The organism is Zhongshania sp. R06B22 (assembly GCF_040892595.1).
Classification (GTDB): Bacteria; Pseudomonadota; Gammaproteobacteria; order Pseudomonadales; family Spongiibacteraceae; genus Spongiibacter; species Spongiibacter arctica.
This window is the reverse complement of record NZ_JBFRYB010000001.1, coordinates 238,099-250,347: the sequence shown is the minus strand read 5'-3', so window position 1 is coordinate 250,347 and position 12,249 is coordinate 238,099. Positions and strand designations below refer to the sequence as shown.

12 protein-coding genes are annotated in these 12,249 nt (G+C 51.2%); 6 read left to right on the top strand and 6 right to left on the bottom strand.

Annotated features, from left to right (window positions below; translation table 11 throughout):
- Positions 1-22: 22 nt before the first annotated feature.
- The 5 genes from AB4875_RS01055 to AB4875_RS01035 are packed head-to-tail and all read left to right on the top strand — an operon-like array spanning position 23 to position 3,961.
- A complete protein-coding gene (locus AB4875_RS01055) occupies positions 23-685 on the top strand; it encodes a response regulator (RefSeq protein WP_368374176.1) in 663 nt (220 codons plus the stop codon).
- Entirely contained in the window at positions 682-2,046 is a 1,365-nt protein-coding gene (locus AB4875_RS01050) for a sensor histidine kinase (protein ID WP_368374175.1), read from the top strand. The genes AB4875_RS01055 and AB4875_RS01050 overlap by 4 nt, the downstream gene beginning before the upstream one ends.
- A 17-nt stretch (positions 2,047-2,063) precedes the next feature.
- Entirely contained in the window at positions 2,064-2,396 is a 333-nt protein-coding gene (locus AB4875_RS01045) for a cupredoxin domain-containing protein (RefSeq protein ID WP_368374174.1), read from the top strand.
- Positions 2,397-2,438: 42 nt separating this feature from the next.
- Positions 2,439-3,242: an FTR1 family protein gene (locus AB4875_RS01040; RefSeq protein ID WP_368374173.1), complete on the top strand. Its 804-nt coding sequence runs from the start codon at positions 2,439-2,441 to the stop codon at positions 3,240-3,242.
- Positions 3,242-3,961 (top strand): hypothetical protein, encoded by a 720-nt coding sequence (locus AB4875_RS01035; RefSeq protein WP_368374172.1) that lies wholly within the window; start codon positions 3,242-3,244, stop codon positions 3,959-3,961. Before AB4875_RS01040 ends, AB4875_RS01035 begins: the two co-directional genes overlap by 1 nt.
- On the opposite strand, the gene AB4875_RS01030 is transcribed toward AB4875_RS01035, so the two are convergent.
- The 4 genes from AB4875_RS01030 to AB4875_RS01015 form a co-directional block, all read right to left on the bottom strand.
- Positions 3,955-4,347, bottom strand: coding sequence for a hypothetical protein (locus AB4875_RS01030; RefSeq protein WP_368374171.1), 393 nt, complete (start codon positions 4,345-4,347; stop codon positions 3,955-3,957). The two genes, AB4875_RS01035 and AB4875_RS01030, sit on opposite strands and share 7 nt — an antisense overlap.
- Before the next feature lie 117 nt (positions 4,348-4,464).
- The gene (gene recG, locus AB4875_RS01025) at positions 4,465-6,555 is read right to left on the bottom strand and encodes an ATP-dependent DNA helicase RecG (RefSeq protein ID WP_368374170.1); all 2,091 of its coding nucleotides are present in this window, start codon (positions 6,553-6,555) and stop codon (positions 4,465-4,467) included.
- Positions 6,555-7,481 carry a hydrogen peroxide-inducible genes activator gene (locus tag AB4875_RS01020; protein ID WP_368374169.1) on the bottom strand — a complete coding sequence of 309 codons (927 nt, stop codon included), beginning with the start codon at positions 7,479-7,481 and terminating at the stop codon, positions 6,555-6,557. The genes recG and AB4875_RS01020 overlap by 1 nt, the downstream gene beginning before the upstream one ends.
- Before the next feature lie 93 nt (positions 7,482-7,574).
- Positions 7,575-8,564: an NAD(P)H-quinone oxidoreductase gene (locus AB4875_RS01015; RefSeq protein WP_368374168.1), complete on the bottom strand. Its 990-nt coding sequence runs from the start codon at positions 8,562-8,564 to the stop codon at positions 7,575-7,577.
- A 123-nt stretch (positions 8,565-8,687) separates the two neighbouring features.
- Between AB4875_RS01015 and AB4875_RS01010 the strand changes: the two genes are divergently transcribed.
- Positions 8,688-9,551, top strand: a complete 864-nt coding sequence (locus tag AB4875_RS01010; RefSeq protein ID WP_368374167.1) for a Rossmann-fold NAD(P)-binding domain-containing protein — start codon at positions 8,688-8,690, stop codon at positions 9,549-9,551.
- Positions 9,552-9,619: 68 nt separating this feature from the next.
- On the opposite strand, the gene AB4875_RS01005 is transcribed toward AB4875_RS01010, so the two are convergent.
- Together AB4875_RS01005 and AB4875_RS01000 are read right to left on the bottom strand one after the other, a co-directional pair.
- Positions 9,620-10,003 (bottom strand): RidA family protein, encoded by a 384-nt coding sequence (locus AB4875_RS01005; protein WP_368374166.1) that lies wholly within the window; start codon positions 10,001-10,003, stop codon positions 9,620-9,622.
- A 52-nt stretch (positions 10,004-10,055) separates the two neighbouring features.
- Positions 10,056-12,239, bottom strand: coding sequence for a RelA/SpoT family protein (locus AB4875_RS01000; RefSeq protein ID WP_368374165.1), 2,184 nt, complete (start codon positions 12,237-12,239; stop codon positions 10,056-10,058).
- Positions 12,240-12,249: the final 10 nt, after the last annotated feature.

Genomic DNA, 12,249 nt, shown 5'->3' with positions numbered 1-12,249 from the left:
GTAAAGGTGGTGTAGTCGATTCATGCGAGTTTTGTTAATTGAGGATGATATATCGCTCGCTGATGGCACAGTGAAAGCCCTGCGGCGTGCAGGGTATGCGGTTGACCACGCGGCCAGCGGCAATGAGGGGCGGCGATATTTTGAAGCCGGCCAATTAGATTTGCTGATATTAGATTTAGGTCTACCAGACATCGATGGCTTGGTGCTACTGCGAGAATTGCGCAAATTGCAGACCGGTATACCGGTACTTATTTTAACTGCGCGAGATGCGCTCACTGACAAAGTTTCGGGTTTGGATGCGGGTGCAGACGACTATCTCACTAAGCCTTTTGCCTTTGAAGAATTACTAGCGCGTATTCGCGTGCTATCGCGTCGCAATACCCCAGTGCGCGAACCAGAACTTAAAATTGGCAATGTCTTAATTAATATTGCGAGTCACGAAGTGCGATTAGATGGCGAAGTGCAAAAATTGTCTCGCCGCGAATTCGCAATTTTACGCGCCCTGGCTGACCGTCCAGGCCAAGTCTTTTCTCGGGAGCAGTTAGAAGAAAAACTGTATAGCTGGGGAGATGAAGTAACAAGCAATACGGTGGATGTACATGTTCATAATTTGCGGAAGAAATTAGGCCACACACTAATCAAAAATATTCGCGGTGTTGGCTTCATTCTTGGGAGCACTGAGTGAATTCACTGCGCCGATTTTTATTGGTCAGTGTTCTGTCGGCGTTAATGCTGCTTAATTTTATCGCCGCACTGCATGGCTATCGCTCGAGCATGGCAGAAGCAGAAAATCTATTTGATCAAAAGTTGGCGTCGATGGCGCTACAGCTGTCGTCAGTGCCCTTGCGGACAAGCAATAATGCGCCGGCGCCAGACGACGATAATATGGTCTTTCAGTTGTTTAATGCCGAGGGGAAATTGGTTTGGCACTCTGTTCATGCCCCGGATCAATATATAGCCGCTAACGAAGGTTTCAGTGAAAATAATTTTAATGGTTACCGCTGGCGCACGCTAAGTTATTTTAACTTTGTGAATGGTCATCGCATAATGATTGCGGAGCGTTTGGATCTTCGCTACCGACTGGCAGAGAGCGTTATTCTGGAATCAATTGTACCGGTAATCGTGGTGCTGCCGGTTGCTGGCCTATTAATTTGGTTGATTATTGGCCACGGTTTAAAAAGTCTCGCGGTGTTGGCAGGGATATTAAGGCGTAAAGCCGCCGATGATTTAAGTGCTGTGGATGTTGGCCACGCTCCCGGTGAATTGATGCCGGTAATAGAGTCGGTCAATTCCCTATTGCGAAGACTGAATGCCTCTTTTGAACGCGAGCGCCGATTCTCCGCCGACGCCGCCCATGAACTGCGTACCCCGATTAGCGCGATTAAAATCCATTTGCATAATTTACGAGATGAGTATGGCGACGACAATGAGTCGGTGCTCAGTTTAGAACACGATGTTGACCGCTTGGCCCATTTAGTTGAGCAAATGTTGTTATTGCATCGCACGACACCAGACCATTATCCCGCCAAATTTGAGCGCCTGTCTCTGGCGGCTTTAAGCCGAGAAATCATTGCTGATCGATATCCGGATTTTGTAGCCAAGGATCAGACGATTGAATTACACGGCGTTGATGGCGAGGTAAATGGTGATCGCTTTGCACTGGGTATATTAATTCAAAACCTAATCAGCAATGCCTCCAAATATACCCAGCGCGGCGGTTCTATAAAGGTCGATATTGAGGTCCTACAAGCTGGTACCCGTCTCAGGGTTGTCGACAACGGACCCGGTATTCCAGCGGATGTTCAAACTCGGGTGTTTGAGCGTTTTTATCGCGCCGGTGGTGACCGTCACAACTCCGGCGTCAGTGGCTGCGGTCTTGGCCTTTCTATTGCGGAACATATTGCGGAGCTACACAGTGCAAGTATTTCCATGACGGTCGGCGACAATGGTTGTGGTCTCGCCGTCATCGTTGATTTCCCTATAGGTACGCCCGCGATCAAGACCCAAAAAAGTTTAACACTCGGTAGATACGGAGAGCGGAAGTGACTGGCTTGCGAGGAATAATGATGAGAATAAGTCCGCCGGTATTTTTGGTCTTCTGTCTGCTTAGCAGTTTGCCTGCCTTTGCCGGTAAGCCGGAATTTGAATTAGTTATTAGACAGCATTTATTTGAGCCTGCTGTGGTGGTTATACCCGCTAATATCAAAATTAAATTATGGGTGAAAAATGAAGACCCAACCCCAGAGGAGTTCGAAAGTTACGAGCTAAATCGTGAAAAAGTGATACTGGGTGGTCGGCGTGCCGTCATTTTTATCGGGCCTTTGCCTCCGGGGGAATATCCGTTTTTTGGTGAATTTAATCCGAAAAGTGCACAGGGTAAAATCATTGCTGAATAGATGTAAAAGGCAGGCCGACGCGGTTTTAAAAGGTGGTTTTGAATGTTGTTAACCAGTGTGATCATTGTGATTCGGGAAGTGCTTGAGGCGGCTCTGCTCATTAGTATTTTACTGTCGCTGTGCTTTCAGCTTGGTATAGCGCGTAAGTGGTTTAAGTGGGGAGTGTTAGGTGGCTTACTAGGCTCCATCGGCATCGGTAGTCAGCTGGGATTTATTTCCAATTTGTTTGACGGTATCGGACAGGAGGTCGTCGATGCTGGTTTACAAATATTTATTTATATCTGCCTATTATACATCTGCGTGGAGTTTATACGGCACTACTATCAGCGACAGGCTCTTAGTCATACTTTTCGGGCGATACTGATTGTCATTATTGCCTGCGTCATGACGCGGGAAGGTTCAGAGATTTATATTTACTTGTCGGCGTTCCGAAGTGTGCCGCACGCAAGTCTAAGTCTGTATAGCGGTTCGCTGATAGGTCTCGGTATTGGCATGAGCTGCTGCGCGCTGTTGTATTATTGGCTGTTAAGCTTTTCACTGGCGCGGTCGCTACTAATCAGCTGTGTTTTACTGACAATGGTTGGCAGTGGGATGATGTTGCAGGCTGGCAAGATGTTAATTCAGGCAGACTTGCTGCCGGATGGTCAGCTCTGGGATACCACCCGATTTCTCTCTGAAGAGGGGCTTACGGGACAAATATTGTATGCCCTTGCTGGCTACGAGGCGACCCCGGCACCGGCGCAGTTAATTCTGTATGTGTTTGGCACAGTCTCTATGAGCGGATTGATGTTAGCTTATTATGGCTATTGTCGACGTCGTCAAACCATCGCGGAAGTGATCAAATAATGAGTCTTAGAATGTATAAATATGGCGCCTTATTTGCGTTGCTGATGAGCGTGGTGACACTAGGGCATGCCGACGGTTTAGCGGTCGACAAAATTTACGAACCCTATGTAAATCTGCTGGAAAAAGAACTGGAATATAGGCTGAGTCACGCCGAGGGCGGCCTGCAAGCGCCCGACGGATTTATCATTCAGCGCCTGGGTTTTGGCGCGGCAGTTAATGACAGCGTGGCGGTCGAGGTGTATCTCACCGCTCAGGGGGAAGATGATGCACAGCGCTTGAGCGGCTATGAATTAGAGGCGCGCTGGCAAATGACAGAGCAGGGTGAGTACGCGGTCGATTGGGGCGCTCTTATTGAGTATGAGCACAGTCGAGACAGCGACGTTGAAGAACTTGCCGGCACTCTTATTGCCTTAAAAGAATGGGGCGCGATAGTCGGTACTATGAATGCCAGTATTATTTATGAGTCTAGCGAGTCAACGGGTGATGAATTTGAAACTGCGCTCTCCCTTCAGGCGCGATATCGTTATCGACCAATGTTGGAGCCAGCCCTGGAGTTTTATGCAGCAGAAGACTATCGCGGTATTGGCCCTGTGTTAGTGGGTTCGATGCGGCTTAAAGATGCGAATAGCTTGCGCTGGGAAGTCGGCACAGTGTTTGGTTTAGATGAAAGCAGCGCAGACTATACCTTTCGCCTAATGCTGGAGTATGAGTTTTACTGATCGTCAGAGCTGTGCTCAGGGTTGGGCTTTCCCGCCATTTTTTGCCTGAAAAACAAGGGGAAGTGGCTGTTGATATAGGATTGCTCACGCATAACATTATGAAAACTGATGTTGTTATTCAAGGTTACCACCGCACCACGTGGATCAAGCCGGTAAACCATCCCCTCAATATATTCTGATTGATTGTCGTGAAAGATAATTTTTCCGCACACGGCTTCGCCTACTTCGAAGGGTTCGCCGCGGTGTAGTTCTAACACCACACTTTTTTCAGAGATCTCTAGTACTTTATACGAACTGCCGTCTTCGCTGCGCAGCGGCGGCTGGGCGGTTCTGGGGTAAGGCAAACGAAAGAATCGTCGCCTTTGAATGTCTTTATCGCTGCTCATTATTAAGCTATTTTCCCCTAGTAATCTTGCCGCCGTGTTATGGGTAGAGCATAGCAGAAGTCGGATGTGCACATACACAGCTGGTATATAGTCTATATCGGCCCTTATCGGTAATTCTTAAACCGAAGCATACACCGTGCGGTTTGCCAGCCAGCGCTGTATCAGCGGTTTTACGTGGCTGGGATGGGATTGCATGATGCTTTGGGCCTGGGCTCGCACCTCATCAAGTAAATCTGCATCGCGCTGTAAATCCGCAATTTTGAAGGTCATTAAGCCCGTTTGCCGCGTGCCCAGCACTTCACCTGGTCCGCGCAGTTGCAAGTCTTGCTCGGCAATAACAAAGCCGTCGGTGCTGTCGCGGAGCGCCGTGAGACGCTGCTTGCCATTGCGAGACAGCGGTGACTGATATAACAGCACACAAAAGCTCTGACGGCTGCCACGGCCAACTCGGCCGCGCAGCTGATGTAATTGGGCCAGGCCAAGGCGCTCAGCGTTTTCAATTACCATCAGCGACGCATTGGGTACATCTACGCCGACTTCAATCACCGTGGTGGCGACTAATAAATTAAGCTTGGCGGCCTTAAATTCTGCCATCACCGCGGCCTTCTCTTTTGGCTTCATGCGCCCGTGCACCAAGCCTACGCTTAGCTCGGGTAAGGTTTCTTTTAAGAGCTCCCAGCTAGCTTCAGCTGCCTGGGCCTGTAATTTGTCAGATTCTTCTATTAGCGTGCACACCCAGTACGCTTGTTGGCCGCTGGCACACACTGCGCGCAGGCGCTCCATCACGTCGTCGCGGCGGTCATTGGCGAGCACCACGGTATTCACCGGCGTGCGGCCAGGGGGTAGTTCATCAATAACGGAGGTATCGAGGTCGGCATAGGCGGTCATGGCCAGAGTGCGGGGTATTGGGGTGGCGGTCATGATTAACTGGTGGGGCTGGCCCACATTAGCGGCTGCTTTTTGCTTTAGGGCCAGTCGTTGATGAACACCAAAGCGATGCTGCTCATCAATAATAACTAGGCCGAGCTTGGCAAATTCTACATCGGCTTGAAACAGGGCGTGGGTGCCCACGGCGAGATGAGCGTCATGATTAGCAATGGCGTCATTTTGCACTTGGCGTGCCTTACCCTTGAGTTTGCCGGTTAGCCACGCAACGTTTAAGCCCAGGGGTTCAAGCCAATCACTAAAATTCTGATAATGCTGCTCGGCTAGAATTTCAGTTGGCGCCATAATTGCTGCTTGATATCCACTGCTAATCGCCCGCAGTGCGGCCAGGGCGGCAACGGCGGTTTTACCGCTGCCAACATCCCCTTGCACTAAGCGCAGCATAGGAATTTCACTGCGTAAGTCTTTGGCAATTTCTGTCGCGACGCGTTTTTGGGCGCCGGTTAAGGTAAAGCCAAGCTGATTTAGAAATGCCTTTTGTATTGCGCTCGGACCGTTTAATGCGGGAGCCCCTGCTCGCTGGGTTTCGCGTCGTAATTCCTGCAAGGCAAGATTGTGAGCGAGTAATTCTTCGAAGGCTAGGCGCCGCTGGCTAGGGTGGCGTCCGTCTTGTAATTGGCTTATTGAGGCGTCTCTGGGTGGGTGGTGCAAATAGCGCAGCGCCTCAGCCAATGTCCATCGATTGTCGCCGATGTTCGTCGCTAAGGCGTTGCTGGGCAGCCATTCTGTAATTGGGTGGCGGTCTAGGTATTGCAGTGCTTGGTCGCATAGTTTGCGCCAGCTCGTTTGGGCAAACCCCTCGGTGCTGGGGTAGATCGGTGTCAGTCGCTCTTCTACTGCAATTGGAGTGTCGTCGCTTATAACCGTGTATTCGGGGTGGTAAAATTCCAGCCCGCCACTACCACGGCGCGCCTCACCATAGCAGCGCAGTTTGGTGCCGGGGATGAGCTGGGCTTTCTGTGCAGCATTAAAGTGGAAAAACCGCAGCGTGGTGGTGCCGGTGCTGTCCTGCAGCCGGCAAACGAGGCTGCGACGCCGACCAAATACAATGTCTGAAAGTAATATGGTGCCTTCGAACACCACGTCGGTATTGAGTTGCAGGGCTCCTAAGGGCGTGATGCGAGTGCGGTCTTGGTAGCGTAGCGGAAGATGAAATAGTAAATCTTGCACACTGGTGACGCCCAGCGCCGCCAGCTTTTCCTGCAATCGTGGCCCCACCCCTTTAAGGGTATTTACGCTAATCTGATCTAGTGCTTGAGTCATTAGTCTGCGCTGGCCGCGAAGGCGGGCGCAGTGGCTTTTATCGCCTTGCTAATAACAGCGACGGCCTGATGACGAGGGAAGCTAGCGCGCCACGCCAGCGCAACAGTGCGGCTTGGCGGATTGGCAAAGGGCCGCGTGCACAATACGCCGTCGCCATAGGGTGCAACTTGTGCCGCCGACAGCGGTAATATTGTAATGCCAAGTTTAGACACCACCATGTGTTTTAGCGTCTCTAATGAGCTTCCCTCTACAACCGATTGCAGCAGGCGATCGCCATTGGCAAAGGTTTTACTCAGGCCAGGGCAGGCGGCCATGACTTGGTCGCGGAAGCAGTGGCCTTCGCCCAATAGCAGCACATTTTCGTCAACGAGATCATCGTGATGCAAGGCAGATTTTTTGGCCAAAGGGTGGTCGCTGGGTAACAACACCACAAAGGGCTCTTCGTACAGTGGCTGGGTGACCACATCGCTTTCGTTAAACGGCAGCGCAACAATAATGGCGTCTAATGTTGAGGCGCGTAATTTTTCCCGTAGTACCGCGGTTAAATTCTCTTCTATATACAGCGGCATCTCTGGCGCGTGTTCGCGAATCAGAGGAATGCAGCGCGGATACAGATAGGGACCAACGGTATGAATGGCGCCTATTGCCAAGGGTGTGCCTAGAGGGTCCCTGCCTTGATTGGCCAGCTCGCGAATATGATTGGCCTGTTCGAGGACAATTCTTGCCTGCTGAATAACCTGCTCGCCAACGGGGGTGGTCTGTACTTGGCCACGGCTGCGCTCAAACAGTGGAATATCGAGTTCGTCTTCTAACTTCTTAATAGCGACACTGAGGGTGGGTTGACTGACAAAGCACTTCTCGGCGGCTCTACCAAAGTGGCCGGTATCTTTTAAGGCGAGAATGTAGCGCAATTCGGTCAAGGTCATAAATTATCCAGTTCAATAGCCAAGCGCTATGGCGCTTAATAGTACATTCTCGATTGCGAAAGGCAATGCTAGCTGAGCACTCTGATGCGTCGTTTAAAACGTGATCAGAATTTTTCCGATGTGTTCGCCACCCTCCATGCGTGCATGGGCCTCAGTAATGTCCTCAAAGCGAAACACCTTGTCTATGAGCGGAGAAAATTTGCCTGCTGCGATTAGCGGATAAACGCGCTCTTCAATTTCGGCTGCCATTTTTGCCTTCTGCTCGCCACTTTGCGCGCGCAGGGTAGACGCAGTAATGGTAAGCCGCTTCATTAGTACCGGCAGGAAATTAATGTCGGCGCTAAAGCCGCTTTGAAAGGCGATAAATACGATGCGGCCATCTTCGGCGGCGAGGTTAATGTCTCTCTGCACATAATCGCCGCCCACCATATCTAAAATGACATCCATGCCTTTGCGGTTTGGGGTGTCTGCCAGTGCGAGGGCAAAGTCGTCAGTTTTATAATTTATGGCTTTAATCGCACCTAACTCTTCACAGGCCGCGCATTTTTCGGCGCTACCTGCGGTGGTGTAAACGTGGGCGCCAACGGCGCTGGCAAGTTGAATGGCGGTTGTGCCAATGCCACTGCTGCCGCCGTGAACCAAAAAGTTTTCACCGGCCTTTAAATTGGCGCGTTGAAACACATTATGCCAAACCGTAAACAGCGCTTCTGGTAATGCCGCGGCGTCTCGAGTTGTGACACCCTGGGGAATCGGTAGACATTGGCTGGCCGGTGCGACGGTATAGTCGGCGTAGCCACCGCCATTGCACAGGGCGCAAACTAGGTCGCCGGCTTTCCAGCGGCGAACATCGCTGCCAACGGCAATGACTTCACCCGCGACCTCTAAGCCCAATACCGGGCTAGCATTACTAGGTGCTGGGTATAGGCCGTAGCGCTGCATAAGGTCGGGCCGGTTTATGCCCGCGGCCGTTACTTTAATTAGGACTTCATTTGCGGCTGGGCTGGGCATCGCTTCCGTGGCGATACTCAGGCTGTGATCTTCTTTGTTCACGCTAACAATTCGTCGGGTCGCGGGCGTAGTCATGGTCGTCCTCGTGATTATTAAAATGCTAAGATCGGCGCAGGATTTATAAAGCGGCGATGATCCGCCTCTTAACATCGATTATGACCGACTCGAGGCGGCATTCACAGCAGAGGACACTTGGGCATGAATGAGCAAAAATCACTTTTAATTGTGGGTTGTGGTGATATTGGTAATGGCTTGGCAGAAATCTATCTGGCGCGTGGCTGGTGTGTACAGGGTATGCGCCGAAATACTGACAAGCTGGCGGCCGGTATCACGCCATTGGCGGCAGATGTGTGCAGTCCGCAAAGCTTAGCAAACTTGGCTCCCTTGCGGGCAGACTATGTGGTGATTACCTTAACGCCCGCAGGCAATGGCGCGGAAGGCTACCGGGCGATATTTGAAGAAGGGCTTAATAATTTACTCGCGGCGATGGCTGAGCCTCCGCGTTTGGTGTTGTTTGTCTCCAGTACCGGGGTGTACGCGCAAGCCAATAATGAATGGATAGATGAACAAAGTGCCACTGAGCCCAGTCGTTTTTCGGGGCAGAGTCTGCTGCGTGCCGAGCGCGCCGTCGCAGCCACTGGATGGCCGTATTCGAATATCCGCTTTGGTGGTATTTATGGCACTGGGCGTTTGCAGATGCTGAACAAGGTAATCGATGGGGATTGCGCGCCGCCGGAGCCGCTGCATTACAGTAATAGAATTCATCGGGACGATTGTGTTGGATTTCTTAGCCACTTGATCGATCTAGTTGAAGATCAAGCGTCGATAGCAAGCTGCTACGTTGGTGTGGATGACGAGCCGGCAAGTATCCAAGATGTTCAAGCGTGGTTGGCGGCGGAGCTGGGCGTGGTTTACGCGGGTAACGGTCAGCCAGTGACTCGTGCCGGCAGTAAACGCTGTTCCAATAAACGCTTGCGCGACAGCGGCTACCAAATGAAATATCCAACATTCAGACAGGGCTTTGTGCCGGTGTTAAATGAATGGCGTAAATTAAAAGCATAGTAAAGTGGGAGCTGGCCGAGGGTGTTATCGGCCAGCGCTACTGTGGAGCTTAATCAGGCGGGCATTACTTACAGCGCTAAAATCACTTCCACTTCAATCATCGCGCCGCGCGGTAGCGCGGCAATTTGCACGCAGGCCCGAGCTGGGTAAGGGTGGCTAAAATACTGCATCATGACCTCGTTTACCTGCGTGAACTCGCCAAGATCCGTTAGTGAAATATTCACTTTGGCAGCATCGTTTAAGCTGCCACCCGCAGCTTCGGCCACGGCTGACAGGTTTTTAAATACCTGTGTTGCCTGCTCGGTAATACCGCCTTCAATCATTTCCATGGTGTCGGGAATAAGCGGTATTTGACCGGATAAATACACGGTGTTACCGACTTTAACGGCTTGGGAGTAGGGGCCAATAGCTTGTGGGGCATTATTCGTTGCAATGATTTCTTTGTTACTCACAGTGTTGTCCTTACAAGGTGTAATAAAATGGGAGTGAGGCGGCTTGATGGTGTTAATTGCGCTCTCTGGTGACTTTGATAACGGCTGGGATGTTGCGAACTCGGCGCATCACATTGGCTAAATGCACCCGCGAGCGCACCCCAACGATAAGATGGATCGTGCTGATTTTTGGGTTTTCTTCTTCTACGCTAATTTTCTCGATACTGCCGTCGGCGCCATTTACGCGGGTTGCCAGCACCGCAATAATACCGCGCTGTTTGGAAATCTCGACCTTCATTTCCACAGAGAAGTCGCGGTCGATATTTTCGGCCCAGCTCAGTGGTACCACGCGTTCTGGTTGGCTGCTAAGTTCAATGCTGTTGTGACAGTTTTCGCAGTGCACCACCACGCCTTTTTCAGAGCTGACTATGCCGACAATATGGTCGCCGGGGATGGGGTAGCAGCAGCGAGCAAAGTTAACCAGGAATCCTTCAGTGCCGTGAATAACCATGGATTGTCGGGTTAGTGGCGCACGCAACTTTTCGTCGCCATCGCGAATTTCATCACGCAAGTTAATCAATTGGCGGGCAGTTAAGTACGCAACGCGGTTACCCATCCCAATTTGTTCGTATATGTTGTCGGTCGACTTGGCGTGGGTGGAGTCCACCAGTTGTATTAAGTACTTGTCGTCTAGATCAGCTAGATTTTCATCCATGCTGGCTAGGGCGCGCTCTAGCATACGGTGGCCAAGGCTAACCGCCTCAGTTTTGCGCTGATATTTAAGGTAGTGGCGAATACCCGTGCGGGCCTTGGCAGTAACGACAAATTGTAACCACGCGGGATTGGGCTGCGCGCCTGGTGTGGTGATCACTTCAACGGTCTGCCCGCTTTCCAGGGTTTCCGACAATGGCGCTAAACGGCGATTTATGCGGCAGGCCACGCAGCTATTGCCAATGTCACTGTGGACTGCGTAGGCAAAATCAACCGCGGTGGCGCCTGCAGGTAATTCCATAATGTCGCCACGGGGGGTGAAGACATAGACCTCATCGGGGAATAAATCGATTTTGACGTTCTCGATAAATTCCAGGGAGTCGCCAGCGCGCTCCTGCATTTCCAGTAAGCCTTGTACCCATAGACGAGCGCGGGCATGGCTGGAATTACGCTTTGGTTCTTGATCGTTAGACTTGTATCGCCAATGTGCGGCAATACCGTTATTGGCCATTTCTTCCATATCGTGGGTGCGGATTTGAATTTCAATGGGCACACCTTCCATACCGAACAGCACCGTGTGCAAAGACTGATAGCCGTTTGCCTTGGGAATAGCGATATAGTCTTTGAATTGTCCCGGCACGGGCTTATATAGGCTGTGTACGCAACCTAAAACTCGGTAGCAGGAGTCAACGGAGTCAACCACAATGCGAAACGCATAGAGATCCATAATCTCTTTTAGGGACTTCCGTTTGTTGCGCATCTTGGTGTAAATGCTAAACAAGTGTTTTTCACGGCCAATCACATTGGCGGTGTGGCCTTCCTCTGTCAGGCAATTTTCAATGTTTTCGCGAATGCTTGAGATGGTCTTATTTCGATCACCGAAGCGGGTGGTAATCGCTTTGCGAATACGCCGGGCACGCATGGGATGCGTAGACATAAAACCCAGGTCTTCAAATTCAACACGAATATTGTGCATGCCTAAACGTTGCGCAATGGGGGCGTAAATCTCGAGGGTCTCGCGGGCAATGCGACGGCGCTTTTCGGCGGGCATCGCCCCGAGGGTGCGCATATTGTGCAGGCGGTCTGCGAGTTTTACCAAGATGACACGAATGTCCTTCGCCATGGCCAAAGCCATTTTCTGGAAGTTCTCTGCCTGTTGCTCGGCCTTAGATTGAAACTCGATACGGGTCAGCTTAGATACACCGTCAACCAGCTCTGCTACCACATCGCCAAACTGATCGCTGAGGCCCTGCTTGGTCACGCTGGTATCTTCAATGACGTCATGGAGCATGGCCGCCATTAAACTTTGGGCGTCCATATGCATTTCAGACAGGATAGTGGCTACAGCTAATGGATGGGTGACGTAGGCTTCACCGCTGCGGCGATTTTGACCTTCGTGGGCTTGTTCAGCGTAATAATAGGCCCGCTTAACCTGCTTTATCTGGTCAGGCGAGAGGTAGTCGGCAAGAGATTTTGCAAGGGCGTCAATCGATCCGGCCGGCTCTTTCTTGCCGTAACTTGGATTGAAAAAACTGTATTGATGCATTGGCGCCCCT

Bases quoted from the DNA above. Each gene is read 5' to 3' on its own strand.
- AB4875_RS01030 (WP_368374171.1), bottom strand. From the start codon at position 4,347: ATGAGCAGCGATAAAGACATTCAAAGGCGACGATTCTTTCGTTTGCCT.
- AB4875_RS01000 (WP_368374165.1), bottom strand. From the start codon at position 12,239: ATGCATCAATACAGTTTTTTCAATCCAAGTTACGGCAAGAAAGAGCCG.
- AB4875_RS01015 (WP_368374168.1), bottom strand. From the start codon at position 8,564: ATGACTACGCCCGCGACCCGACGAATTGTTAGCGTGAACAAAGAAGAT.
- AB4875_RS01045 (WP_368374174.1), top strand. From the start codon at position 2,064: ATGATGAGAATAAGTCCGCCGGTATTTTTGGTCTTCTGTCTGCTTAGC.
- recG (WP_368374170.1), bottom strand. From the start codon at position 6,555: ATGACTCAAGCACTAGATCAGATTAGCGTAAATACCCTTAAAGGGGTG.
- AB4875_RS01035 (WP_368374172.1), top strand. From the start codon at position 3,242: ATGAGTCTTAGAATGTATAAATATGGCGCCTTATTTGCGTTGCTGATG.
- AB4875_RS01040 (WP_368374173.1), top strand. From the start codon at position 2,439: ATGTTGTTAACCAGTGTGATCATTGTGATTCGGGAAGTGCTTGAGGCG.
- AB4875_RS01020 (WP_368374169.1), bottom strand. From the start codon at position 7,481: ATGACCTTGACCGAATTGCGCTACATTCTCGCCTTAAAAGATACCGGC.
- AB4875_RS01010 (WP_368374167.1), top strand. From the start codon at position 8,688: ATGAATGAGCAAAAATCACTTTTAATTGTGGGTTGTGGTGATATTGGT.
- AB4875_RS01055 (WP_368374176.1), top strand. From the start codon at position 23: ATGCGAGTTTTGTTAATTGAGGATGATATATCGCTCGCTGATGGCACA.